This window comes from Rathayibacter sp. VKM Ac-2929 (genome assembly GCF_022815495.1).
Taxonomy (GTDB): Bacteria; Actinomycetota; Actinomycetes; order Actinomycetales; family Microbacteriaceae; genus Rathayibacter; species Rathayibacter festucae.
On the sequence record NZ_JALGRV010000001.1, the window covers coordinates 320,911 to 344,899 of the forward strand.

Below are 23,989 nucleotides of genomic sequence, written 5' to 3' on the forward strand. Positions count from 1 at the left end.
GCGCCCGTGCCGCCCGCGCCCGCACGACCGGAGTCATCCGCCTCAGCTTGCGAGCGGCCGCACGCTCCCGACCCGCGTCACCTCGTAGAGCACCCCGCGCTCGGGGTGCAGGAGCGGCGGGACGAGTCCCGCTCGGCCGAGCAGGGCGCCGGACAGCTCGAAGGCCCCGCCGTCCTGCGGCCACCAGATCGCCTCGCGGTCGGCGATGCCGCGCGTGCCGACGACGATCGGGGCCACCCGGTACACCGACTCCGGATCGAGGCCGGGCAGGCGGACCCGCCCGGGGGAGACGACGCCGGCGCGCGCGAGGGAGACGTACGCGTAGACGGCGGCCGAGCGGTCGGGAGCGACGACGCCGTGCACCGCGATCGTCTCGTCCGGGTGGTCGAGGCGGACGAGGTCGCCGCCGTGCAGCAGCGGCCGGAGCCGCTTGTGCAGGGCGATCCACTGGCGCAGCTCCTCGAGCTCCTCGTCGCCGGCGGAGCGCAGGTCCCACTCGACGCCGAGGTGGCCGAACAGCGCCGTCAGGGCGCGGAAGGAAAGGTCGTGCACGCGGCCCGTCGTGTGCGAGGCCCCCGACGCGATGTGGGTGCCCATCAGCTCGGGCGGCAGCAGCTGGCCGGTCCAGCGGTTCATCTGCTGGCGGTCGAGCGGGTCGTTGTTGTCGGAGACCCAGACGCGGTCGGTCCGCTCCAGGACCTCCAGGTCGACCCGCGCCCCGCCCGAGGAGCAGGACTCGATCTCGAGCCCCGGGTGCAGGGCCCGGATCTCGTCCATCAGCCGGTAGACCGCGAGCGTCTGGCGGTGCACGCCCGGCGCTCCGTCGGGGCGCCGGCCCGCGTCGGTGAGGTCGCGGTTGTGGTCCCATTTGATGTAGCCGATGTCGTACTCGTCGAGGATCGCGAGGATCGCGTCGCGGAGATGGGCGAAGCAGTCCGGATCGCCCAGGTCGAGGACCTGCTGCCAGCGCGACTCGGGCGGCATCCGGTCGCCGGTCGAGAGGATCCACTCGGGGTGCGCCCGGGCGAGGTCGGAGTCCGGGTTGACCATCTCGGGCTCGAACCAGAGCCCGAACTGCAGGCCGAGGGAGCGCACGTGGTCGACCAGGGGGTGCAGGCCGTCCGGCCAGACGTCGCTCGAGACGGTCCAGTCGCCCAGGCCGGAGTGGTCGTCGCGTCGGCTGCCGAACCAGCCGTCGTCGAGCACGAAGCGCTCGATCCCGAGGTCCGCCGCGCGGTCGGCCAGCTCGACGAGCGCGCCGAGGTCGTGGTCGAAGTAGACGGCCTCCCACACGTTGATCGTGACCGGGCGCGCAGACGTCGGGTGACCGGGCCGCGCCCGCAGCTGGCGGTGGAAGCGTCGCGCGACCTCGTCCAGTCCGTCGCCGTAGACGGCGTGGATCCACGGTCCGGTGTAGGTCTCGCCGTGGGCGAGCCGGACCTCGCCGGGCAGCAGCAGCTCGCCGCCGCCGAGGGTCTGCACGCCGGTGTGCACGCGCTCGACCAGGTGGACGTGGTTGCCGGACCACGCGGTGTGCACGCCCCAGACCTCTCCGCGGGCGAAGCCGAAGCCGGGCTCGCCGACGCTGAGCAGGGTGGCGGCGTCCGCCCCCGTCCGTCCGTGCCGGCCCTCGCGGCGGTGCGCGCCGACGGTGACGGCCGAGCGCTGCGGCACCCGCTCCTTGCCCCAGCGGCCGGCGAAGTCGAGGATCTCGCTCGCCGAGGCCGGGGTGGGCAGGCTGAGCAGCAGCTCGTCGACCTGGTAGCCGTCCTCGCCGAGGTTGGTGAGCGCCGCCCGCATCCGCAGCACGCCGGAGGGGTCGAGGACGATCACGATCTCGAGTCCGAGCGCGGCGACGTCGTCCCGGGCGCGGACCACGAGCGTCCCCGCGCCGGCGTCCGCGATCTCGCCGGCCGCGAGGGCGGCGCCGTCGAGCTCGAGGCTCGTGGTGCGGAAAGCCGGCGACCAGGCCGCCCCCGCGCGGGATCCGCTGAGGCCGGGCCGGCCGGTCCAGCCGGTGGAGTGCTCGAGGAGCACCGCGAGGCGGATCGGCTCGTCGATGTCGTTCGGGCCGACCGGGGCGACGCCCGAGAGCACCAGCGCGTCGAACGCCGCCCGATCGAGCGGCCCGCAGTCCGCCCCCCAGTGCGCGACCGACGGGAGCCGGGAGTCGCTGAGGTCCAGCACGAGGGCGACTCCGGCGCTGCGGAGGACGACTCCGGTCGAGGAGGTGGCGAGTGTCACGGTGAGTGTTCCTGTTCTGCCCGGATGGGGGCTGTTCTGCCCGGATGGGGGCTGTTCTGCCCGGATGGGGGCTGTTCTGCCCGGATGGGGGCTGTTCTGCCCGGATCGGGGCTGTTCTGCCCGGTCAGGGCGCGGACGACGCGCAGCCGCAGGACTCCCGGAGGAGCAGCTCCCCGCGGAACAGCGTGTGGTGCGCCTTGTCGGGTGTGAAGTCGATGATGGTGTCGATCGCAGCGCGGGCCATCTCGCGGACCGGCTGCTTGAAGGAGGTGAGCCGCGGAACGCTGAACGCGGACTCCGCGGTGCCGTCGTAGGAGATGATCCGGAGGTCCTCCGGGACCCGGAGCCCGAGGTCCGCCGCGCCGCGGAGGACGCCGATGCCGAGGAGGTCCGAGCCGGCGAAGACGGCGTCGGGCCGGTTCGGGGTGTCCAGGAGCATCCGCGCCGCCTCGATCCCGCCCTCGCGCGTCCAGGTGGTGGTGACCACCGGTCCGGGCTCCAGGCCGATCTCCTCGATCGCCTCGGCCCAGCCCAGCACCCGCGGGTCGGTGGTGTCCTGCGAGCTCGCGCCGATGACGAGGCCGACGGAGCGGCAGCCGTGCACGTCGGCGAGGTGCTGGACGACGGTGCGCGCGCTGTGGCGGATGTCGACCCCGACGCTGGCGGCGCCGTCCGCGGGATGGAAGGCGTCGATCCACATCACGGGGACGGGGATCGCGTCGAGGGAGGAGCGGTCGCTCGCGTGCCGCACGCTCGAGAGCATCACCCCGTCGACCCCGCGCTGCGCGATCTCGTCGAGCAGCCGCACCTCCGTCTCCAGGCTCTCGTGCGAGTTCGCGATGAGCAGCGCGTAGCCGCGCTCCGTGGCCGCGATCTCGAGCTGGAGGGCGTACTCGGAGAAGAACGGGTTGCTCACATCGGCGACGATGAGGGCGAGGGTGTGCGTCCGGCCGGTGCGCAGGGCGCGGGCGGTGGAGTTCGGCCGGTAGCCGAGCTCCTCCATCGCCGTCCGCACGCGCTTCGCCGTCTCGGGAGTGACGTGCTTCGCCCCCGTCATCACGTAGCTGACGACGGCCGAGCTCACCTGCGCTCGCTCCGCGACGTCGTTGCGGGTCGGGCGCTTGCGGGGGGTGGTGGTGTCCGGCACGGGGTCTCCTCGAGTAAGCGACGATCGGCGGAGAGGGGGACACGATCGCCCCCTCTCCGCCAGTCTGGCCGACGGGCTACTGGAACAGCGCGTTCACCTGATCGTTCGCCGACGACAGCGACGACGGCTCGGCCTGGCCCTCGAACACCGCGTCGACCGCCGGCTGCATGATGCCGTTGATCTTCGCCGCGTTGTCGGAGATCGGGAAGAGGAACGTGGTGCCCTCGTCGACCTGGCCGGTGAACGCCGTCACGTCGATCCCGCGCTCCGCGAAGGCGGCCTGGGCCGCGTCCGAGCCGGAGGGGATGGCCGGGAAGACGACGCCGGCGGCGCCGATGACGTTCTGGCAGTCGGCGGAGGCCATGTACTCGACCCACTTGGCCGAGGCGGCCTTGTTGTCCGAGCCGGACCAGATGGAGTCGGCCAGTCCGTTGAACATCGTGGCGCGCTTGCCGTCGGGGCCGGTCGGGGTCGGGGCGGTGCCGACCTGGATGTCCTTGAGGCCGTAGAAGGAGTTGATGTTCCACGAGCCGTTGGTGATCATCGCGTACTTGCCGGCGCCGAAGGTCTGCGTCGAGTCGCTGCCGGTGACGGCCGCGAGGGAGGGCATGTAGCCCTCGTCGATGACCTTCGCCATCCAGCCGATGGTCGCCTGGAAGCGCTCGTCGTCGTAGTTGTACTTCGTGCCCCAGGGGTTCTTGTCGGTGTAGCTCCAGCCGGTGGTGCCGGCGTACATCGACCACTGGGTCTGGCCGTTGCCGCCGCCGGACTGGCCGTCGAGGCCCAGGCCGTAGACGGCGACGCGGGTCTTGTCGAAGCCGGCCTCGTCGCCGCGGACGCCGTTGACGTCGACGGTGAGGTGCGCGATGGCCTTCTCGTAGCTGCCGCCGTCGTCCGGGTTCCAGTCCAGGCCGGCGATCTGGTCGGCGGTGTAGCCGCCGTCCTCGACGAGGGCCTGGTTGTAGAAGATCGCGGTGGTGTCCCAGTCCTTCGGGAGACCGTAGCGCTCGCCGTCCTCGCCGACCCAGAGGTCCGCGAGGCCCTTCTGATACTGCGAGACGTCGACGCCGTCCTTCTCGACGACGCCGTCGAGCGAGACGACCTGGCCGTTGTTCACGAAGTCCGCGAACTTCGAGAGGTGGTCGGTGAACACGTCGGGGGCCGTGCCGGCGACGAAGCCGTTGGTGAGCTTCGTCCAGTAGTCGTCCCAGGAGTACTGCGAGATCGTGACGCTCACGTCCGGGTTCGCGGTGTGGAAGTCGTCGGCGCACTGCTGGTAGGCGGCCTTCTGGTTGTTGTCCCAGAGCCAGTAGTCGATGGTGCCGGAGGCGGAGCTGGTGTCGATGTCGGCGCTGTCGCCGCCACCGCTCGCTGCGCCGCCGGAGCCGCCGACGCAGCCGGTCAGTCCGAGGGTGAGGACGGTGGTGCCGGCCAGGACGGCGGCGGATCGTCGGAGGATGCGGGTCATGGTGCTGGTTCCTGTCTGCTGCTTCATTGCACGGGAGGGAAGGGAGAGGGAGAGGGAGGAAGGGGAAGGGGAGGAAAGAGGGGAAGGGGAAGGGGAAGAAAGAGGGAAAAGGGGAAGCGGGCGGAGAAGAGGGAGGGTCGGTCACTTCACGCCCGAGAAGCCGATGGAGTCGACGATGCGACGTCCGAAGGCGAGGAAGAGGAGGAGGACGGGGATGGCGGCGACGACGGTCGCGGCCATCAGTCCGGCCCAGTCCGGGCTGCCGCCCGGGGTCTGCGAGCGGAAGACGCCCAGGGCCACGGTGAGCACGCGGCTGTCCTCGGTGTTGCCGGCGAGCAGCGGCCAGAAGTAGTCGTTCCAGGTGTTGATGTAGGTGAGGATGCCCAGCGTCGCGAGCGGCGCCGTGCTCATCGGCACGATGAGGCGGAAGAAGATCCGCAGCTTGCCCGCGCCGTCCAGCTCGGCCGCCTCCTCGATCTCGCGGCTGATGCCGAGGAAGAACTGGCGGAGGAAGAACACCGCGAAGGGGGTCATCAGCAGCGTCGGCAGCGAGAGCCCGATGAAGGAGTTGAGGAGCCCCAGATCGCGCATCAGGACGAAGTTGGGCAGGGCGGTGAAGATCGGCGGGACCATCAGCGCGGTGAGGAAGAGGAAGAAGACGGCGTCGCGGCCGGGCCAGCGCAGTCGCGCGAAGGCGTAGGCGGCGAGGGAGCAGAAGAGCAGCTGGCCGAGGGTGACCAGGGTGGCGTAGGCGACCGAGTTGCGCAGGTAGAGCCAGAAGTTCACGGAGGCGCCCGACCCTCCCTCGGCGAGGGCCTGCTCCTGGGTGGAGAAGCCCAGCACGCGGGCGAAGGCGCCCCAGGTGAAGTCGACGGGCAGCAGCGAGGTCGTGTCGCTGGCGAGGGCGTTCCCGGTCGAGAACGCGGTGCGCACCATCCAGAAGAACGGGAAGAGGGTGACGACGAGGGCGAGGATCAGCGCGATCCAGGCGACGACGCGGCCGAGGGAGGGCCGGCGGGCCGGTCGGGTGCGCGCGGGGACGGGCGCGGCGGACGCGGCGGCGGCGGGATCGAGGGCGACGGGAGCTGCAGTGGACATCGGCGTTCCTTACGCGAGGTCGGACTGGTCGGCGCGCAGCAGCCGGAGCTGGATCAGCGCGACGCCGGCGAGGATGACGAGGAGGACGACCGAGATCGCACTGGCGTAGCCGAAGTCGTTCTCGCCGAAGCCGACCTGGTAGATGTAGTACTGCATGACCCTCGTGGCGTTGACCGGGCCGCCACGGGTGGTGACGGCGACCGTGTCGAAGACCTGGAACGAGCCGGTCACGGTGACCACGAGGACCAGCGCGAGCACCGGCCGCAGCAGCGGCAGGGTGATCTTCCAGAACGACCGCCACTCGCTCGAGCCGTCGATCGCGGCCGCCTCGTAGACGTAGCTCGGGATGAGCTGCAGGCCGGCGAAGACCAGCAGCGCGGTGTAGCCCATGTGCCGCCAGACGTTGACCAGCGCGATCGTCGGGATCGCCCAGTTCGAGTCGGCGAAGAACGGGATGCGGGTGAGCCCGAGGTTCTCGATGACGCTGTTGACGAGGCCGAGCTGGTAGTCGAGCAGGAGGAACCAGATCATCGCCGCGATGACGTTCGAGATCAGGAAGGGCAGCAGGATCGCCCCGCGGATCACCACGGACTGGGTGAGGCGGTGCATCAGGACGGCGAGGCCGACCGCGACGACCGTCTGGACGACGATGTTGATCAGGACGTACTCGAGGGTGACGCCGACCGAGTTCCAGAACAGCGGGTCCTTCGCCAGGCGGAGGTAGTTGTCGAAGCCGATGTACGACGGCGCGCTCATCAGGTTGTAGTCGGTGAAGCTGAGGTAGATGCCGCGGATCGTCGGGACGACGTAGAAGGCTCCGAAGCCGACGGCGGCGGGGAGGATGAACGCGAGCGCGACGAGCAGCTCGGAGCGGCGCGCCCGGCGCCGGCCGAGCGACATCGTCGGGCGGATCCGGACCGCGTCGGCGCCCTGGCGGGTGCGCCCCTCGCGGAGAGCCGTCATCGTGCGCACCCGGTTCGTCGCGCGTTCGACCGTCGTGAAAGCAGCAAGAGATGACTCCTTCGTCATTGTCCGAGCAGGTGAGGAGGCGCCCGTTCCGCGGTGCGGGGGAGCGTGCTGCGAAGGAAGCTACACGAGTAACCGGGAGGAATTCAACTGTTGAATGATTGTTCTTACATAACTACAGTCGGGCTCGGCTCCGAGCAGTGCTGCCGGGTCGGAGAGAGAGCATCATGACGATTCCGCCCGTGGATCCCGCACGCATCGCCGTGCAGATCGACCCCGACGGCGCCTTCGCCGACGTCCGAGGCTCGGGCGTCCGCGTCCACCTCGTCGAGACCGGCTCCGGCGGTCTGCGGGTCGAGGTCGGAGCCGTCGCCGCCGTCTCGCGGGTGCGGCTGCGCTGGGCCGCGGCGATCCCCGAGGACTGCCTGGTGCTCGGGGACGCGTGGGAGCGCTCCTACGGCGAGCTCGAGTGGCGCAGCGTCCGCGCCGAGCGGATCCTGCCCTGGACGGCCCTCGTGCACCACCCGCGCACGGGCACGACCGACGGCTGGGGCGTCGAGGTGGGCGGCGCCTCGTTCGCCTTCTGGCAGGTGGACCGGCGCGGAGTCACCCTGACGCTCGACCTGCGCAGCGGCGGTGCGGCGGTCGTCCCCGGCGACCGCGTGCTCACTGCGGCGATCGTGCACGTCGTCTCCGGCGGTCAGGGGGCGCTCGCCGTCCAGCGGTCGCTCCTCCGCCGGCTCTGCCCGCAGCCGCTCACGACGGGCGGACCCCTGGTCGGCGCGAACAACTGGTACTACGCCTACGGACGCGACTTCGGCCTCGCCGCCGTCGTCCGCGACGCGCGCACGATCGCGGACCTCGTCGGCGACCACGCGGTGCGCCCGTTCGGCGTCGTCGACGACGGCTGGAGCTCCGCCGGGACCGCCGACGGCCTCGCGGCCTCACCGGGTCCCTGGCGGGCGGGGCGCCCGGACCGCTTCTCCGACATGGCCGAGGCGGCGGAGGCCGTCCGCGCCGAGGGCGTGCGGCCGGGCGTCTGGTTCCGGCCGCTGCTGACGCGCGAGGAGCCGATCGAGGGAGTGCGGGCCGGGCGGGACGGGGCGCTCGCCCTCGACCCCAGCTCGCCCGCCGTCCTCGAGCTCGTCGCGGAGGACACGGCGCGCCTCGGCGGCTGGGGCTTCGAGCTGATCAAGCACGACTTCTCGACCTACGACCTCCTCGGCGCGTGGGGTCCGGACTTCGGTGCGGCGCCCGGCTCCGGGCCCGCGCTGCACGACCCCTCCGTCACCACGGCCGAGGCGCTCGTGCGCTTCTACGCGACGGTGCGCGCGGCCGCCGGCGAGGCGCTGGTGCTGGGCTGCAACGTCGTCGGGCACCTCGCCGCCGGGCTCGTGCACGCCCAGCGGGTCGGCGACGACACGTCGGGCCTGCACTGGGACCGCACCCGCCGCGTCGGCGTCAACGCGCTGGCGTTCCGCCTCGCCCAGCACGACGCGTTCTTCACCCTCGACGCGGACTGCGTGCCCAGCACGACCGCCACCGACTGGGCGCTGAACCGCCGGTTCCTCGACCTCATCGCCCGCAGCGGGACCGCGCTCTTCATCTCCGTCGATCCCGCGACGCGGACCGACGCCGTCGACGCCGACCTCGCGCAGGCGCTGCGGCTGGCGCTGGACGGCGGCACGCCCGGGGGATTCGCTCCGCTGGACTGGCTGCACTCGCCGACGCCGTCGCGGTGGTCGGCGGGCGACGACGTCCTCGAGTACGACTGGGTCGGCCTAGGAGGTGCCGACGCCTTCGAGCCGTTCCTCGCCGGGAGTCCGGACCCGGCACTCTGAGCGCGGGCGGGCACGGCGCCCGCCCCCGCTCCGTGCGTCAGACCCGCGCCGACGCCGGGAGCGGCTCGCCGACCGCGACCGGCGCGTCGCCGTGGTCGGGGATGGGCAGTCGTGCCCCGTTCTGCCGGGCGGACTCCATCGCGACGAGCCCCGGCAGGGTGTAGCGGGCGGCGACCCAGGCGTTCACGGTCGGCAGCGTGCCGGTGGAGACGGCGCGGACGAAGTCGTCCACCAGGAAGTGGTGCGAGCCCTCGTGGCCGTTCGGCGCGCCCTCGAGCTCGCCGGGGAGGCGTGCGGCCTCCTCCTCGTGCACCGGTGCGTGGCCGCTGACGAAGGCGGCGCGCAGGGCGGGGGAGACGTTCTCGAGGCGCGGGTCGTCGTCCGCCATCGTCGCGGTCGTCGCGAGCTGCTCGGTCACGTCCTCGACGCCCTCGCCGGTCTGCCAGACGCTCGTCTGCACGAGCTGCTCGAAGACGCCGGTGGTGCCGAAGAAGCGGAAGCGGCTCTCGCGGAGGAAGGACGGGTAGCCGACCCGGCGGAACTCGTTGATGCGCATCGAGCCGCCGCCGTCGAGCTCGAACAGCGCGGTCATGTTCGAGAAGTCGTTGCCGAACATGCTGACGTCGGTGTCGAAGACCCCGTCGTCGAGGTGGTCGCGCATGCCCGTGCAGCTCACGCTGGTCGCGTGCATCGGCACGGCTCCCAGCACGCCGCCGATGGAGTGGGTCGGGTACCACATCGGCGGGTAGCTGGCGGTCGACTTCCAATCGTCGCCGCCGCTGTAGCGGTAGGCGTCGTAGAAGCCGTGGTCCATGTCGTGGAGGTAGTCGCCCTCGAGGTAGAAGACGCGGCCGAAGGCGCCCTCCTCGTGCTTGCGCCGCGCGAAGACCGTGGCCGGGTTGTACTGGCTGGTCTCGCCCATCATGTAGGTCAGGCCGGTCGCCGAGACCAGCTCGATGATCTCCGCGATCTCGTCGGCGTCGCTCGCCATCGGGACGGCGGAGTAGACGTGCTTCCCCGCGCGCAGCGCCCGGGCGACCAGGGGTCCGTGGGTCCAGCGCTGCGTGAACAGCGCGACGGCGTCGACCGCCGGATCGGCGAGCATCGCCTCGAAGCTCTCGTGCGTCCCGGCCAGTCCCTCCGACTCGACGAGCGTCTCCGCGCGGCCGTCGAGGACATCGGTCACGGTGATCGCGCCGACTCCGGGGTGGCGGTGGAAGAGATCGGCGAAGTGGCGGCTGAACTGGCCGGCGCCGACGATTCCGAGGGTGAAGGTCATGATTTCTCCTGAGAGCCGACGACGATCGGTGGCGCGGCGGACCCAGTTCAGCACGCGGGTTTACTCGTGTCAATAACGCGGAACGCAAAGATCTGGACGGCGCGGAGCCGCGCAGGAGCGGCCCGCGTCTAGGTCAGGTACTCGACGTCGTCGTACTGCACCGCGTCGTCCGGCTCGAACTCGTCGACCGGCACGTCCTCGTGCTCGAGGATGACGGCGACACCGGGGGAGACGAGCACGCAGACCTCGCGGTCGCCGGCGACGGTGAAGCTCACCATGCCGCCGCGCTCGCGGACGGCCTCGACGAGCTTCTTCTCCAGCTCCTCGGTGTCGAAGGAGAGGGCGAGCAGGAAGCGGCGACCGTCGATGCTGAGGCTGGTGCGCCGGGTCGTGGGAGCAGGCGCCGGCCCGCGCCGATCGGAGCCGGGGGTGACGGCGCGCACGCGCATCGGGGAGGCGTGCATCCGGATCACGGAGTTCATTCGGGATCCGGCCGGGACTCGTGGTGGCGGAGACCGTGCGAGCGACGGTCCTCCTTCATCTCGGACTCGAAGAGGTGGCGGCGACCGGCGGCGAGCTCGTCGCGCGCGGCGCGCTCCTGCTCGCGGAAGGCGGCGTAGTAGCCGTCGTCGTAGTCCTCGACGATCTGGAACGTCCAGCGGCCCTCGATGACGTTCCGGCCGACCAGCTCCTTCTCCAGAGTGTCGGCCAGCGCGTCGCGCCCCGCCTCGCGGAAGGCGTCGACCGCCTCGCCGAGCGCGAGGTCTGCGGCGCCGGTCAGCCGGTGGAAGCCGTAGAGGAGCCCGCGCGCGTGCTCGACGGTCTCGAGCGCCTCGGAGAGCTTGCCCAGCGCAGCGACGGTGGCGTCGTCGAGACCGTCCGGACGCAGGTGCGCGGAATCGGGGTGGTCGTGTGAGCTGGTCATCTCCGAGAGCTTAGGCCGACCGTATTCCGCTGTGACCCCCTTGCGCCGCCGGCCGGAACCGGTCGTCCCGCGGCTGAGCGGTCTCGAAGGCGGGCGTTCAGGCGCGGCGGATCGGCGCGAAGCCGTCGGTCTTTCCGGGGTCGTGGAAGTCGCGGACCAGCCGGGCGACGAGGTCCGGCTTCTCCACGATCACGCCGTGGCTGGCGCGCGGGACGACGGCCAGCTCGGCGTCCGGGATCGCGTCGTACATCGCCAGGACGTGCTCGAAGCGGATCTCGTCGTCGTCGCCGAAGAGGAGGAGCGTCGGCACCGCGAGGCCGCGCAGGTCCGCGGTGGTGAGCTCCGGCTCGCTGGCGTGCAGCGCGTCGAGCTTCGCGACGACGACGTCCCAGTGCGCGGCGCCGTCGGGCGACACCTCGGCGTAGCTCTCCCTCAGGAACTCGGGGGCCTCGCCGTCGAGCACGCCGGGCAGCCAGCCGTCGCGGTGGAAGACGCCGGAGGAGAAGACCAGGCTCGCCACGAGGTCGGGGCGGCGGAGGGCGACGTGCAGGGCGACGATCGCGCCGTCGCTGTGGCCGAGGAGGTGCACGGGGGCGCCGGGCAGCGACTCGATCAGGGCGATCGTGTCGCGCGTCATCGCGGCGAAGCTCAGGGGAGCGTCGCTGTCGGCCGTGCGGCGGTGGCCGCGCTGATCGGGCAGGTGCAGCGTGTAATCGCTCCGCAGCTCCGCCACCAGCGGCTCGAGGGACCGCGAGTCGGTGCCGCCCGGGTGCAGCAGGACGAGGGCGGGGCCGTCGCCGATCCGGCGGCTGGCGAGCGGAACGGCGTCCTCGATCATGCGGCGAGCGTAGCCCTGCGCTCGCGGGTCGGGAAGGCGCGTCCTCAGCGGGCGGGGACGCGCACCGGGAGCGCGACGAGGCGCACGTCGCGCAGCTCGCCGTCCTCGGCGACCGCGGTGAGGTAGGTGCCGGCCGGCTGGCGGCGGCGGTCGGTCGGCGAGCCGGGGTTGAGCAGCCGCATCCCGGCCGCGGTCCGCGAGTCCCAGGGGATGTGGCTGTGGCCGAAGACGAGCAGGTCGGCGCCGGAGTGGGCGGCGTCGGCGCGCGCCTCCCGCCCCGCGGCGGGGCCGGTCTCGTGCACGACGCGGACGTCGAGCCCCGCGATCTCCGCGCGGGCGACCTCGGGGAGGCGCGCCCGGAGCCCGGCGGGATCGTTGTTGCCCCAGACGCCGAGCAGAAGCGCGGCGCGGGACTCGAGGGCGTCGAGCGCCGCCTCGTCCACCCAGTCGCCGGCGTGCACGACCAGGTCGGCCTCGTCCACCGCCCGCCAGACCTCGTCGGGCAGCGCCTTCGCGCGCTTGGGGAGGTGGGTGTCGGCGAGCAGCAGCAGCCGCACCGGGCCGTCGAGCCGCAGCATCGGCGCGGCGGGTCGCCCGTCCGGCATCAGAGCGCGGGGCCGGGGGTCGGCTCCACTCCGCCGTCGGCGCCGGGCTCCTCGGCCGTCGCGGAGTCGCGGAGGCGGGCGTCGAGGGCGTCGAGCGCGGGGACGAACCAGAGGTGGTCGCCGCGGTTCGACTCGACGACGAAGTCGTGCAGGGTGCTCGAGGCCGAGACCTGCTCGGTGATGTCGCCGACGACCACGAGCCGCTTGCCGTACATCACGAAGCGCTGCACGAACTCGCCGGCGATGCCGGAGCGGAGCCGGAAGAACTCCGGATCGAGGCGGCCGACCGGGACGACGATCGTCTCGGCGTCGCTGCCGTAGATCTCGCCGATGACCGCGAGCGCGTCCTCCGAGGTGGAGAGGGCGGGCCCGTCGTCGTCGACGAGGAGGAGGGGGACGCCCTGGCGGGTCTCGGTGCGCATGGACCCAGCCAACCACGTCGCTCCGCGCACGTCACTCCGCGCGGAACGAGCGCAGCCGCAGGCTGTTCAGCACCACGAAGACGCTGGAGAACGCCATCGCGGCCCCCGCGACCAGCGGGCCGAGGAGGCCCGCCATCGCGAGCGGGATCGCCGCCACGTTGTAGGCGAAGGCCCAGAACAGGTTGCCCCGGATGACACCCAGGGTCCGCCGGCCGAGCCGGAGCGCGTCGGGCACGCGGGCGAGGTCGTCGCCGACCAGGGTCACGTCGCTCGCCTCGATCGCCGCGTCGGAGCCGGCGCCCATCGCGATGCCGAGGTCTGCGGCGGCGAGGGCGGCCGCGTCGTTCACGCCGTCGCCGACGAAGGCGACCGTGCGGCCCTCGGAGCGCAGCCGCTCGATCACCGCGAGCTTCTCCTCCGGCAGCACCTCGGCGATCACCTCGTCGAGGCCGACCGCAGCGGCGACGGCCGTGGCCGCGCGCGGATTGTCGCCGGTCAGCATCAGCACGCGCAGCCCGCGGGAGCGCAGCGACGCGACGGTGCGCGCCGCCTCGGGCCGCGGCTCGTCGCGGAGGACGGCGAAGCCGCGCAGCTCGCCCTCCCAGCCGATCCCGACGACGGTTCCGCCGTCGGCCGCGGCCTGCTCGGCGCGGGCGGCGAGGTCGCCGGGTGCGTAGCCCCACTGCTCGTCGAGCCAGCGCAGGCGCCCGGCGACGACGAGACGGCCGTCGATCCTCGCGCGGACTCCGAAGCCGGCGCTCGCGCGGAACCCGGTCGCCTCGGAAACGGTCAGCCCGCGCTCCTCCGCGCCGCGCACGATCGCGGCGGCGAGGGGGTGCTCGGAGCCGCGCTCGACCGCCGCGAGCAGGCGGAGGGACTCGTCGTCGCTCGCCGCAGCGACGGTGAAGGCGCCGGTGGTCAGCGTGCCGGTCTTGTCGAGGACGACGGTGTCGACGCGGCGGCTCGTCTCGAGCACCTCGGGTCCGCGGATCAGGATGCCCAGCTGCGAGCCGCGGCCCGTGCCGACGAGGACGGCGGTCGGTGTGGCGAGCCCGAGTGCGCAGGGGCAGGCGACGATCAGCACGGCGACCGCGGGCGAGACGGCGGCGGCGAGGTCCGCTCCGGCGAGCAGCCAGCCGACGAGGGTCGCCAGCGCGAGCACGACGACGACCGGCACGAAGACGGCGGAGACGCGGTCGGCGAGGCGCTGCACCCGCGCCTTGCCGGCCTGCGCCTGCGAGACGAGGCGGCCCATCCGGGCCAGGGTCGTGTCGGAGCCGACGCGGTCGACCCGGACGGTGAGCACGCCGTGCGCGTTGAGGACGCCGCCGGTGACGACGGAGCCGGGCCCGACCTCGACGGGGACGCTCTCGCCGGTCAGCAGGCTCGCGTCGACGGCGCTCGAGCCGTCGAGGACGGTGCCGTCGGCGGCGACGACCTCGCCGGGTCGCACGCGCAGGCGGTCGCCGACCGCGAGGGCCGCGGCGGGGACGCGCTCCTCGGAGCCGTCGGCGGCGACGCGGGTCGCCTCCTTCGCGCCGAGCCTCAGCAGCGCGCGCAGGGCGGCACCGGCGTCGCGCTTGGAGCGGGCCTCGAGCCAGCGGCCGGCCAGCACCAGCACGGGGACCGCGGCGGCGACCTCGAGGTAGATCTCGTCGTGCCCGGAGCGGGTGCCGAGCAGCTCGAACGGCATGCTCATCCCGGGCCGGCCGGCGTCGCCGAGGAAGAGGGCGTACAGCGACCAGGCGAAGGCCGCGGTGGTGCCGAGGCTGATCAGGGTGTCCATCGTGGTCGTGCCGTGCCGCAGCGCCCGCCAGGCGGTGCGGTGGAAGGGCCAGGCGCCCCAGACGGCGACGGGCGCGGCGAGGGTGAGGCAGAGCCACTGCCAGTTCGCGAACTGCAGCGCGGGGATCATCGACAGCAGCACGACCGGCGCGGCCAGCAGGGCCGAGATGGTGAGGCGGGTGCGCAGGACGCGGCGCTCGGTTTCGGCGGCCTCCTCCTCGCGGGAGGGGGCGCCGTCGTCCGTGCCGTCGTCCGCGACGGGCGTCGCTCCGGAGACCGTGGCCGTGTATCCGGCGGCCTCGACCGCGGCGATCGCGTCGGCGGCCGTGGTGCCCTCGGGCAGCGCGAGCGTGGCGCGCTCCAGGGCGAGGTTGACGCTCGCGCGGACGCCGGGGAGCGCGTCCAGGCGGCGCTCGACCTTGGCGACGCAGGACGCGCAGGTCATCCCGCCGATCGCGAGCTCGAGCTCGGCGGGCTGCCCGGTCCGGCCGGCGGCGGGGGCGTCGGCCACGTCAGGCCAGGGGCGCGAGGCGGTACCCGGCGTCGGCGACGGCGGCCGCGATCTCCTCGCGGCCGAGCGGACGGGAGGAGCCGACGGTGACGGTGGAGACGCCGTCGGGGAGGAGGGAGATGTCGATGCTGTCGACCTCGGGGTAGGCGGCGAGCTCCTCGGTGACGCTGCGGACGCAGTGCTCGCAGGTCATCCCGACGACGCCGAAGCTCTGCACCGAGGCGCCGCCCGCGGCGGAGCCGTGACCGGACGCGTGGCCGGAGTCGTGACCGCCGCAGGCGCAGGCGCCGCCCGACCCGCAGCCGCCTCCGGACCCGCCCGCGGCTCCCTTGGCGGTGAGTCCGAGATCGAGGTGCGCGGTCATGCTGTTCTCCTTGCGTGGGGCGGGGGCCCGGCGGAGGGATACCCCCCGGGGGTACTCCCATCGTAAGCCCGTCCGCGCTCGCGGGCAAGGCGGAGGCGGAAGGCGGGAGAATCGACGGAGGAGCGCCGCGGTCCCGAGCGCTCCGGGGGAGGGGACATGGCCGCCGCACCGACGCCCGACTGGGGCGCCCCGCCGCCGCACGCCTCCGCGCAGCCGCTGCCCTCCGATCCACTGCCCCCGCGGCGCCGCTTCGAGCCGACCGCGCTGATCACCTCTCCGGCCGAGGCCCGCCGGGCGCGGGGCGCGCTCGCCGCGCAGCTGCGCCAGACGTCCCCGGCGAACCGGCGGCGGCTGGCCGAGTTCGCGGCGGTCGCCGACGGGGTCGCGCTGCTGCGCGGCCGCGAGTTCGACCGGGCGCTGCGGCGGATCGGGGCCCCGGCCGCCGCCGTCGCTCCGGACGCCACGGGCGTCGTCACCCTCGGCGCGGACGGACCGGCGCTCGCCGGGGAGCGCGCCGACGCCCTGGCCATCGCGGACTGGAGCGACGTCCTCTCGGTCGAGGTCGGCACGGTCGCGCACGGCGCCTTCCGCGTCCGGGCCGTCGTGCTCGCCGTGCCGGCGGCGCGACCGGAGCGGGGTGCCGCCGCGGGTCAGGGCTTCCGGGGGCTGGTGTCCGAGGCGGCCCGCGCCTCCGCGGCCGCCCTCGCCGCGCGGGCGCGCCGCCGCGTCCTGGTGCCGCTCGTGGTCGCCTCCCCGGGGCCGCTCGGCTGGACCGTCGCCGACGACCGCACCTTCCTCCTCGCCCTCGACCGGGTGCGCCGCGCGCACGGTGCCCGATGAGGGCCCGGCTGCCGTTCGCGCTCGCCGCGATCGCCGCGCTCGCACTCGGGCTCGCCCTGCGCTTCCTCCTGGCCGGCCTGCTCGCCGACCTCGCCGGCAGCGTCCTCTACGTCGTGCTCGTCGCCCTGCTGGTCTGCGTGCTGCTGCCGCGGATCCCGGCGGTGACCGCCGCGGGGATCGCCCTCGCCTGGTCGATCGCGATGGAGCAGCTCCAGGCGATCGGGGCCGCCGCCCGACTGGTCGAGGTGTGGCCGCCGCTGCGGCTCGTCGTCGGCAGCACCTTCTCCTGGCTGGACATCGCCGCGTACGTGCTCGGCGCGGTGGTCGCCGCCGCCGTGCTGATCGCGGTGGCGCCGCGCAGTCGCCTCGAGCGCGAGGAGCCGGGGCGGGACGAGCCGGGCCGCGGGGAGCCGGGCGAGCTCCGCCCGTAGGGTGGGCCCATGCACGAGGCGACACCGGCACTGCCCCCCGCGAACGACCGGGCGCACGCGGACGACCGGGCGCACGACACCCGCCGCGACCGCCGCACGCCGGAGCCCGTCGACCGCTTCGCCACCGGCGAGGAGTTCCCGGAGTACCGGGTCGACCTCGAGCGCATCCGGTTCTCGCCCTACTTCGCCCGGCTCTCCGCGGTGACGCAGGTGATCTCGCCCTCCGGCGTCGGCCAGGTCGTGCACAACCGGCTGACGCACTCGATCAAGGTCACCGCCGTCGCCCGCGCGATCGCGATGCAGCTGACCACCACCGACACCGCTCAGCGCGAGCTGGTCGAGCGCCTCGGCGGCTGCGACCCGGTCGTCGTGCAGGCGGCGGCCAGCGCGCACGACCTCGGCCACCCGCCGTTCGGGCACCTCGGCGAGCAGGCGCTCGACCGCCTGGCCCGCGAGAAGCTCGGCCTCGAGGAGGGCTTCGAGGGCAACGCGCAGTCGTTCCGGATCCTCTCCGAGCTCGACGTCTGCGAGACGGTCGAGGCGGGGCTGAACCTCACCGCCGCCTCGCGCGCCGCGGTGCTCAAGTACCCGTGGGGCCGCACCGTCTGCCGGCCGGACCTCGAGACCGCCGACCCGACCGAGCTGCCGCGCGGCTCGACCGCCAGCCGCTGGGAGACCGCGCCGCCCAAGTTCTCGGCCTACACCCTCGACCTCGACGACCTGCTCGACTCCCGCACCGGCTTCACCGCGATCGCGCCGTGGCAGCAGACGCTCGAGTGCTCGGTGATGGACGTGGCCGACGACATCGCCTACTCGCTGCACGACCTCGACGACTTCTACCGCGCAGGCGTGCTGCAGCAGGCGGCCGTCGCCGTGGAGTTCCGCGCGTTCCTCCGCGAGCAGAACGCGCTGGCCGCCCTCGACGCCGACGAGCTGTGGGCGCGGGCGCCCGGCCACTCGCTGGAGATGCTGCGGCGCCGGCTGGTGGCTCGCGACCCGTGGATCGCCAGCGACGAGCACTTCCGCTCCTCCGTCGAGCGGGTCTCGGCCGAGCTGGTGGAGGGCCTGCTCGCCGTCCCCTTCGACGGCTCCACCCGCACCGAGCGGGCGATCGAGTCCTTCGTCTCCTCCTGGATCGGCCGGCTGCAGCGCTCGGTGCTCGTGCTCGCCGAGCCGAACGTGCGCTCGGGGCACCTGACGCTGCTCCCCGATGCCTGGCACGACGTCGCCGTTCTGAAGTTCGTGCACACCCGCTTCGTCATCGACCGGCCGGACTTCGCGACCTACCAGCGCGGTCAATCGCAGGTGCTCGGGACGCTGGTCACCCACCTCGACGCCTGGCTCGACGATCCGCGCGACGGCCCGCGCGCCCCGCAGAAGCTGCTCGACCTGATCGAGCTGGCGACCGACGGCTACTTCCGCCTCCGCGCCGACCGCCCCGAGTGGCTGCCGGCCGGCGAGCGTGGCCGCCCGCGCGTCGATGCGGAGTCGCTCCAGCGCCTCGGCCGGGCCCGCGGCGTCGTCGACTACGTGGCGACCCTCACCGACGAGCAGGCGATGGCGCTCGCCGCCCGCCTCCGTGGCGACCGCGAGCCCTGGGCGATGGGCACCTGAGGCGGCACGCGCTGCCCGCGGCTGTCGTCCGCACCTCCCTCCCTGCTCGCCTCCGCCCGCACCTCCGCTGCATCTCCGGCTCGCGAAACCGGCTCCGGCTCGCGAAACCAGCGGACTCCGACGAGCCGAGGCGGTTTCCGCGAGCCGAAGCTCGGCCGCCTGGAACTCCGCCGCCACCTCCGGCACGTGGTCCCGGCCCCGGCTCGCGGGATCCGCCTGTTCCGGCGAGCCCAAGCTGTTTCCGCGAGCCGAACGTCGGTGACCCGGGCCTCCGGCTCGCACTTTCGGTCACGGCTCGTGGGATCCGCCAGTTCCGACGCGCCGAGGCGGTTTTCGCGAGCCGAATGTCGGCGACCCGGACCTCCGGCTCGTGATTCCGGCCTCGGCTCGCGAAACGCGGCTGTTCCGGCGAGCCGAGGCTGATATCGCGAGCCGAACGTCGGTGGCCCGGACCTCCGGCTCGCGGTTTCGGCTACGGCTCGTCGGATCCGCCTGTTTCGGCGAGCCGGAGCAGTTTCCGCGAGCCGGAGCTCGGCGGCCGTCACGTCCGGCTCGCGATCTCAGGTCCGGCTCATGGAATCCGGCTGCTCCTGCGAGCCGAAGCCGTTTCCGCGAGCCGGAGGTGCGCCGAGCGCCGGGTGGTTGACACCGGAGGGTCGCCTGTGGCCACCCGGAGAGCACCCGCGAGAACGCCCGCGATTCCGCGCCAGAGCGCGCAGCAGGCCCCCGGAGTGTGCATGTCGCCGCCGTCCAGCCCGCGTCCAGCAAGCGTCGGGTGAACGACAGCGTAAAATCACGGGGGCACATGCCGAGATCGACAACTCGATAGGGAGTTCCGTTGGACGGAAACGCAACGACCACGCACCGCAACGTCGCATTGCTGTCCGTCGCTACCACGATGGCCCCCCGGGTGACCACGTCGGAAGAGATCGACGCGCGACTGGCGCCGGCGCTGAAGCGGCTGCGACTCCCCACCGGACTCCTCCAGCGCGTCGCCGGCGTGCAGGAGCGCCGCAACTGGGGCCCCGAGCAGGGCTTCGACGGCGCCGCGATCGAGGCGGGCAAGCGCGCCCTGGCCGAGGCCGGCATCCGGCCCGACCAGATCGGGCTGATCATCAACACCTCGGTCACCCGCAAGCACCTCGAGCCCTCGGTCGCCGTGCGCCTGCACCACGGGCTCGGCCTGCCGTCCTCCGCGATCAACTTCGACATCGCGAACGCCTGCCTCGGCTTCGTCAACGGCATGACGCTCGCGGCCCAGCTGATCGACTCCGGCCAGATCAAGTACGCGATGATCATCGACGGCGAGGACGCCGACGAGATCCAGGTCAACACGATCGAGCGCCTCAGCCGCGAGGGCATCAAGCGCAAGGACTTCATGAGCGAGTTCGCGAGCCTGACCCTCGGGTCCGGCGCCGCGGCCGCCATCCTCGGCCCGGCCGACGAGCACCCCAAGGGCCACCGGATCCTCGGCGGCATCACCCGCGCGGCCACCCAGTTCAACGAGCTCTGCGTCGGCAGCGTCGACGGGATGTTCACCGACGCGAAGGCGCTGCTCAAGGGCGGCATGGAGCTCGTCGTCTCCGCCTGGAAGGAGGCGAAGCGCGACTGGAGCTGGGGCGGGATGGACCGCTACATCATGCATCAGGTGTCGGACGTGCACACCAACGCCTTCGTGAAGGCCGTCGGCATCGACCCCGAGCTGGTGCCCACCACCTACCCGACCCTCGGCAACGTCGGCCCCGCGTCGATCCCGATCACCCTCGCGCAGGAGTCGAAGACCCTCGAGCCGGGCCACCGCGTCCTGCTGCTGGGCGTCGGCTCCGGCATCAACACCGCGATGCTCGAGATCGCCTGGTGAGCGCCGCCGCCGGCCGGCACCCGGCCGCCAGGATGCGCCGCGCACTCGGCTCGACCTCGGCGGCGGAGCTGCCGCCGGCGGGACTGGACGGCCTCGATCCGTCCTGGTCGCGCCTCGTCGACGCGCCCGATGCGCACGGCGTCCCGCGCCGCTGGCACCTGCTCGACACGCACGAGGCGCTGGGCGGCGTCGAGCCGCTCGGCACGATCCTCTGCGTGCACGGCAACCCGACCTGGTCCTACCTCTGGCGCGCCCTCGCCGCCGCCACCGTCGGGGCCGCCCGCCGCGGCGAGCCGGCCTGGCGCGTCGTCGCCGTCGACCAGCTCGAGATGGGCTTCTCCGAGCGCACCGGCGAGCTGCACGCCCTCGCCGACCGCGTGCGCGAGCTCTCGAACCTCACCGACGTGCTCGGCCTGACCGACGTCGTCACCCTCGGCCACGACTGGGGCGGAGTCGTCTCGCTCGGCTGGGCGGTCGACCACCCCGAGCTCCTGCGCGGCACGATGCTGCTCAACACGGCGATCCACCAGCCGGCCGACGCGCCGATCCCCGCGCCGCTGCGGCTCGCGCTCGCCTCCGGCGTCCTCGGCGCCTCGACCGTCGGCACGCCCGCGTTCCTCGAGACGACGCTCGCTCTCGGGCACCCGGCGATCCCGGCCGCCGTCAAGGCCGGCTACCGCGCCCCCTACCGCTCGGCGGAGCGACGGGGCGGGGTCGGCGGGTTCGTCGCCGACATCCCGGTCGGCCCCGCGCACCCGAGCCACGCCGAGCTGGAGCGGATCGCAGCGGGCGTCCGCGCGCTGGAGACGCCCGCGCTGCTGCTCTGGGGCCCGCTGGACCCGATCTTCTCGGACCGCTACCTCGACGACCTCGTCGACCGCCTCCCGCACGCGCAGGTGCACCGCTTCGAGGGCACCGGCCACCTGCTCGCGGAGGACGTCGACTACTCCGCCGCGGTGCTGACCTGGCTCGGCGACGTCGCCGCCGGCGTCCAGGCGCCCGACGTGCACCGCCCGACCGTGCCGATCGAGCCGCTCTGGCGGCACCTCGACGAGCGCGTCGAGGACGACTCGCTCGCGCTGGTCGAGATGGCGCCGCCCGGCGGAGGCGGACCGCGCTCCGTGTCCTGGCGGCTGCTCTCGCAGCGGGTCCGCGAGCTGGCCGCGGGGCTCCGCGCCTCGGGCGTCGCCCCGGGCGACCGCGTCTCGCTGCTCGTGCCGCCCGGCGCCGATCTCACCGCCCTGCTCTACGCCTGCCTCCGGATCGGGGCCGTCGTGGTCGTCGCCGACGCGGGCCTGGGCCTGCGCGGGCTGACCCGCGCCGTCCGCGGCGCCTGGCCGGACCTCGTCGTCGGCGCGCTGCCGGGGCTCGCCGTCGCCCGCGCGCTCGGCTGGCCGGGCGGCCGAGTCTCGACGCAGACCCTGCCGCGCGCCTCCGCCCGCACGCTCGGCGTCGACACCTCGCTCGGGCAGCTGATCGAGCTCGGCCGCGCGGAGCTCGACGCCTCCGCCGACGCGCTCGGCGAGGCGCCCGCGGCCGACGCGACCGCCGCGATCCTCTTCACCTCCGGCTCGACCGGCCCCGCGAAGGGCGTCGTCTACACGCATCGCCAGCTCGCCGGGGTCCGCGACGCCCTGGCGCGCCAGTACGGCATCGGACCGGGCACCGGACTCGTCGCCGGCTTCGCGCCGTTCGCCCTGCTCGGCCCGGCACTCGGCACCCGCTCGGCGACGCCGGACATGGACGTCACCTCGCCGCGGACGCTCACCACGCGCGCCGTGGCCGCGGCGGCGGCGCGCGTCGACGCGACCGTCCTCTTCCTCTCGCCCGCCGCGCTCGCCAACGTCGTCGCCACCGCGGGCGACCTCGACGCCGACGATCACCGCGCGCTCGCCGGCGTCCGCACCTTCCTCTCGGCCGGAGCCCCCGTCGCCGAGGGGCTGCTCGGGCAGGCCCAGGCGCTGATGCCGAACGCCTCGGCCCGCACGCCCTACGGGATGACGGAGGGCCTGCTGCTGACCGACGCGTCGCTCGAGGGCATCCGCGCGGCCGCCGCGGACGACGATCCGCGCGGGGGAGTCTGCGTCGGCGTCCCGGCCGCGGGCGTGCGCCTCCGGATCGCTCCGCTCGACGACGACGGGCAGGCCGCTCCCGAGCCGGCCGAGCTGGTCGGCGTCACGGGCGAGATCGTCGTCTCGGCCGGGCACGTCGAGGACCACTACGAGCGGCTCTGGCTCACCGACCGCGCCGCGCGCCGCGGCGCCGTCCCGGGCGAGCGCTGGCACCGCACCGGCGACGTCGGCCGGATCGACGCCGACGGCCGGCTCTGGGTCGAGGGCCGGCTGCCGCACGTGATCGTCACCGCCGAGGGCGTCGTCACGCCCGTCGGGCCGGAGCAGCGGATCGAGGCGCGCGTCGCCGCGGTCTCCCGCGCCGCGATCGTCGGCGTCGGGCCCCGCGGAGTCGCGCAACTGGTCGCCGTCGTCGAGCGGCACGAGGGTGCCCGCCGCACGCAGCTCGCGTCCGAGGAGCTCGCCGCCGAGGTCCGCGCGGCCGTGGGCGCACCGGTCGCGGCCGTGCTCGTCGTGCCGGCGCTGCCGACCGACATCCGGCACAACTCCAAGATCGACCGGGCCGCGCTCGCGCGCTGGGCGGAGTCGATCCTCGCCGGCGGCCGGATGGTCGCGCCGTGAGGGTCCTCGTCACCGGGGCGAGCGGGCTGCTCGGCGGCGCCGTCGCGGCGGGGCTCGTCGCGGCGGGGCACGAGGTCCGCACCTTCCAGCGCCGCCCCTCGGGAGTGAGCGGGGTGGAGGACGTCCGCGGCTCGCTGGCCGACTCGGGCGCCGTCGAGGCCGCGGTCGAGGGCTGCGAGGGCGTGGTGCACCTCGCAGCGAAAGTGTCGCTCGCGGGCGATCCCGCCGACTTCGTCCGGGTGAACGTCGACGGGACCCGGGATCTGCTGGCGGCCGCCGCGCAGGCCGGCGTTCGGAGCTTCGTCCAGGTGTCGTCGCCGTCGGTCGCGCACTCCGGCGCCTCGATCATCGGCGAGGGCGCCGAGCCCGCCGATCCCGAGCGCGCCCGCGGCGACTACGCCCGCACCAAGGCGCGGGCCGAGCTGCTCGCGCTGGCCGCGGATGCGCCGGGCTTCGCCGTGGTCGCGGTCCGCCCGCACCTGGTCTGGGGGCCGGGCGACACGCAGCTCGTGGCGCGCATCGTCGAGCGCGCCCGCACCGGCCGGCTGCCGCTGCTCGGCGACGGCCAGGCGCTCATCGACTCCACCTACATCGACAACGCCGCCTCGGCGATCATCGCCGCGCTCGGGCGGGCGGAGGCGGTACACGGACGCGCGTACGTCGTCACCAACGGCGAGCCCCGGCCGGTCGCCGAGCTGCTCGCCGGGATCTGCCGCGCCGCCGGCGTGCAGCCGCCGAGCTGGTCGGTGCCCGCGGGCGTCGCGCGCGCCGCCGGCTCGCTCGTCGAGCGCGTCTGGGCGGTGCGCCCGGGCGAGGACGAGCCGCCGATGACGCGCTTCCTCGCCGAGCAGCTCTCGACCGCGCACTGGTTCGACCAGCGCGCGACCCGCGCCGACCTGCACTGGACGCCGGCGGTCACCCTCGACGAGGGCCTCGCCCGCCTGGCCGCCTCCTACCGCTGACACGCCGAACGCCCCCCGCGCGAGTGCGCGAGGGGCGTCCGTCGTCACGCCTGCTGGTGGAGCGGCCCGCTCCGCGGGCGTGCCTTCATGCTGAT

The 23,989-nt window shown here is 73.9% G+C and carries 20 protein-coding genes; 7 read left to right on the top strand and 13 right to left on the bottom strand.

From position 1 onward, the window contains the following. Positions 1–42: 42 nt before the first annotated feature. The 5 genes from MT355_RS01430 to MT355_RS01450 all read right to left on the bottom strand — a co-directional run bounded on the left by MT355_RS01430 (position 43) and on the right by MT355_RS01450 (position 6,857). Positions 43–2,244 (bottom strand): alpha-galactosidase, encoded by a 2,202-nt coding sequence (locus MT355_RS01430; protein ID WP_243598265.1) that lies wholly within the window; start codon positions 2,242–2,244, stop codon positions 43–45. A gap of 124 nt (positions 2,245–2,368) precedes the next feature. Next, positions 2,369–3,391, bottom strand: a complete 1,023-nt coding sequence (locus tag MT355_RS01435) for a LacI family DNA-binding transcriptional regulator (RefSeq protein ID WP_243598266.1) — start codon at positions 3,389–3,391, stop codon at positions 2,369–2,371. Between the two features lie 76 nt (positions 3,392–3,467). Beyond that, positions 3,468–4,859, bottom strand: a complete 1,392-nt coding sequence (locus tag MT355_RS01440; RefSeq protein ID WP_123736733.1) for a sugar ABC transporter substrate-binding protein — start codon at positions 4,857–4,859, stop codon at positions 3,468–3,470. 141 nt (positions 4,860–5,000) lie between these two features. After that, positions 5,001–5,957: a carbohydrate ABC transporter permease gene (locus tag MT355_RS01445; RefSeq protein WP_243598267.1), complete on the bottom strand. Its 957-nt coding sequence runs from the start codon at positions 5,955–5,957 to the stop codon at positions 5,001–5,003. Positions 5,958–5,966: 9 nt separating this feature from the next. Further along, complete coding sequence (locus tag MT355_RS01450; RefSeq protein ID WP_123732896.1) at positions 5,967–6,857, bottom strand: carbohydrate ABC transporter permease; 891 nt, start codon at positions 6,855–6,857, stop codon at positions 5,967–5,969. Between the two features lie 308 nt (positions 6,858–7,165). Between MT355_RS01450 and MT355_RS01455 the strand changes: the two genes are divergently transcribed. Beyond that, complete coding sequence (locus MT355_RS01455) at positions 7,166–8,764, top strand: hypothetical protein (protein WP_243598268.1); 1,599 nt, start codon at positions 7,166–7,168, stop codon at positions 8,762–8,764. A gap of 37 nt (positions 8,765–8,801) precedes the next feature. Here MT355_RS01455 and MT355_RS01460 read toward each other — a convergent pair whose 3' ends face one another. From MT355_RS01460 to MT355_RS01495, 8 genes are all read right to left on the bottom strand, one after another. Next, positions 8,802–10,043, bottom strand: coding sequence for a Gfo/Idh/MocA family protein (locus MT355_RS01460; RefSeq protein ID WP_243598269.1), 1,242 nt, complete (start codon positions 10,041–10,043; stop codon positions 8,802–8,804). Between the two features lie 128 nt (positions 10,044–10,171). Next, positions 10,172–10,525: a hypothetical protein gene (locus MT355_RS01465; protein WP_243598270.1), complete on the bottom strand. Its 354-nt coding sequence runs from the start codon at positions 10,523–10,525 to the stop codon at positions 10,172–10,174. Next, positions 10,522–10,968 (bottom strand): hypothetical protein, encoded by a 447-nt coding sequence (locus MT355_RS01470; protein WP_123705394.1) that lies wholly within the window; start codon positions 10,966–10,968, stop codon positions 10,522–10,524. The genes MT355_RS01465 and MT355_RS01470 overlap by 4 nt, the downstream gene beginning before the upstream one ends. 97 nt (positions 10,969–11,065) lie before the next feature. Beyond that, entirely contained in the window at positions 11,066–11,806 is a 741-nt protein-coding gene (locus tag MT355_RS01475; RefSeq protein WP_243598271.1) for an alpha/beta fold hydrolase, read from the bottom strand. A gap of 44 nt (positions 11,807–11,850) precedes the next feature. After that, positions 11,851–12,411 carry a metallophosphoesterase gene (locus MT355_RS01480; RefSeq protein WP_243598272.1) on the bottom strand — a complete coding sequence of 187 codons (561 nt, stop codon included), beginning with the start codon at positions 12,409–12,411 and terminating at the stop codon, positions 11,851–11,853. Next, positions 12,411–12,833 (bottom strand): DUF4180 domain-containing protein, encoded by a 423-nt coding sequence (locus MT355_RS01485; protein WP_123446650.1) that lies wholly within the window; start codon positions 12,831–12,833, stop codon positions 12,411–12,413. The genes MT355_RS01480 and MT355_RS01485 overlap by 1 nt, the downstream gene beginning before the upstream one ends. A 31-nt stretch (positions 12,834–12,864) precedes the next feature. Next, entirely contained in the window at positions 12,865–15,129 is a 2,265-nt protein-coding gene (locus tag MT355_RS01490; protein ID WP_308197286.1) for a heavy metal translocating P-type ATPase, read from the bottom strand. Position 15,130: 1 nt separating this feature from the next. Next, positions 15,131–15,493, bottom strand: a complete 363-nt coding sequence (locus tag MT355_RS01495; RefSeq protein WP_243598273.1) for a heavy-metal-associated domain-containing protein — start codon at positions 15,491–15,493, stop codon at positions 15,131–15,133. A gap of 156 nt (positions 15,494–15,649) precedes the next feature. Between MT355_RS01495 and MT355_RS01500 the strand changes: the two genes are divergently transcribed. The 6 genes from MT355_RS01500 to MT355_RS01525 all read left to right on the top strand — a co-directional run bounded on the left by MT355_RS01500 (position 15,650) and on the right by MT355_RS01525 (position 23,894). Then, on the top strand, positions 15,650–16,333 hold the full coding sequence (locus tag MT355_RS01500; protein ID WP_243598274.1) for a hypothetical protein: 684 nt from the start codon (positions 15,650–15,652) through the stop codon (positions 16,331–16,333). Beyond that, entirely contained in the window at positions 16,330–16,764 is a 435-nt protein-coding gene (locus tag MT355_RS01505) for a DUF2809 domain-containing protein (protein WP_243598275.1), read from the top strand. The genes MT355_RS01500 and MT355_RS01505 overlap by 4 nt, the downstream gene beginning before the upstream one ends. 9 nt (positions 16,765–16,773) lie before the next feature. Then, positions 16,774–18,378, top strand: a complete 1,605-nt coding sequence (locus MT355_RS01510) for a deoxyguanosinetriphosphate triphosphohydrolase family protein (protein ID WP_123446646.1) — start codon at positions 16,774–16,776, stop codon at positions 18,376–18,378. 898 nt (positions 18,379–19,276) lie between these two features. Continuing rightward, complete coding sequence (locus MT355_RS01515) at positions 19,277–20,239, top strand: 3-oxoacyl-ACP synthase III (protein ID WP_372487889.1); 963 nt, start codon at positions 19,277–19,279, stop codon at positions 20,237–20,239. Between the two features lie 32 nt (positions 20,240–20,271). Further along, positions 20,272–22,932, top strand: coding sequence for an alpha/beta fold hydrolase (locus MT355_RS01520; protein WP_243598695.1), 2,661 nt, complete (start codon positions 20,272–20,274; stop codon positions 22,930–22,932). Further along, a complete protein-coding gene (locus tag MT355_RS01525) occupies positions 22,929–23,894 on the top strand; it encodes an NAD(P)-dependent oxidoreductase (protein ID WP_243598276.1) in 966 nt (321 codons plus the stop codon). Before MT355_RS01520 ends, MT355_RS01525 begins: the two co-directional genes overlap by 4 nt. The last annotated feature ends 95 nt before the right edge of the window (positions 23,895–23,989 follow it).

Coding starts and splice junctions, on each gene's coding strand:
- MT355_RS01440 (WP_123736733.1), bottom strand. CDS start 4,859: ATGACCCGCATCCTCCGACGATCCGCCGCCGTCCTGGCCGGCACCACC.
- MT355_RS01445 (WP_243598267.1), bottom strand. CDS start 5,957: ATGTCCACTGCAGCTCCCGTCGCCCTCGATCCCGCCGCCGCCGCGTCC.
- MT355_RS01450 (WP_123732896.1), bottom strand. CDS start 6,857: ATGTCGCTCGGCCGGCGCCGGGCGCGCCGCTCCGAGCTGCTCGTCGCG.
- MT355_RS01460 (WP_243598269.1), bottom strand. CDS start 10,043: ATGACCTTCACCCTCGGAATCGTCGGCGCCGGCCAGTTCAGCCGCCAC.
- MT355_RS01465 (WP_243598270.1), bottom strand. CDS start 10,525: ATGAACTCCGTGATCCGGATGCACGCCTCCCCGATGCGCGTGCGCGCC.
- MT355_RS01470 (WP_123705394.1), bottom strand. CDS start 10,968: ATGACCAGCTCACACGACCACCCCGATTCCGCGCACCTGCGTCCGGAC.
- MT355_RS01475 (WP_243598271.1), bottom strand. CDS start 11,806: ATGATCGAGGACGCCGTTCCGCTCGCCAGCCGCCGGATCGGCGACGGC.
- MT355_RS01480 (WP_243598272.1), bottom strand. CDS start 12,411: ATGCCGGACGGGCGACCCGCCGCGCCGATGCTGCGGCTCGACGGCCCG.
- MT355_RS01485 (WP_123446650.1), bottom strand. CDS start 12,833: ATGCGCACCGAGACCCGCCAGGGCGTCCCCCTCCTCCTCGTCGACGAC.
- MT355_RS01495 (WP_243598273.1), bottom strand. CDS start 15,493: ATGACCGCGCACCTCGATCTCGGACTCACCGCCAAGGGAGCCGCGGGC.
- MT355_RS01500 (WP_243598274.1), top strand. CDS start 15,650: ATGGCCGCCGCACCGACGCCCGACTGGGGCGCCCCGCCGCCGCACGCC.
- MT355_RS01505 (WP_243598275.1), top strand. CDS start 16,330: ATGAGGGCCCGGCTGCCGTTCGCGCTCGCCGCGATCGCCGCGCTCGCA.
- MT355_RS01510 (WP_123446646.1), top strand. CDS start 16,774: ATGCACGAGGCGACACCGGCACTGCCCCCCGCGAACGACCGGGCGCAC.
- MT355_RS01515 (WP_372487889.1), top strand. CDS start 19,277: ATGGCCCCCCGGGTGACCACGTCGGAAGAGATCGACGCGCGACTGGCG.
- MT355_RS01520 (WP_243598695.1), top strand. CDS start 20,272: ATGCGCCGCGCACTCGGCTCGACCTCGGCGGCGGAGCTGCCGCCGGCG.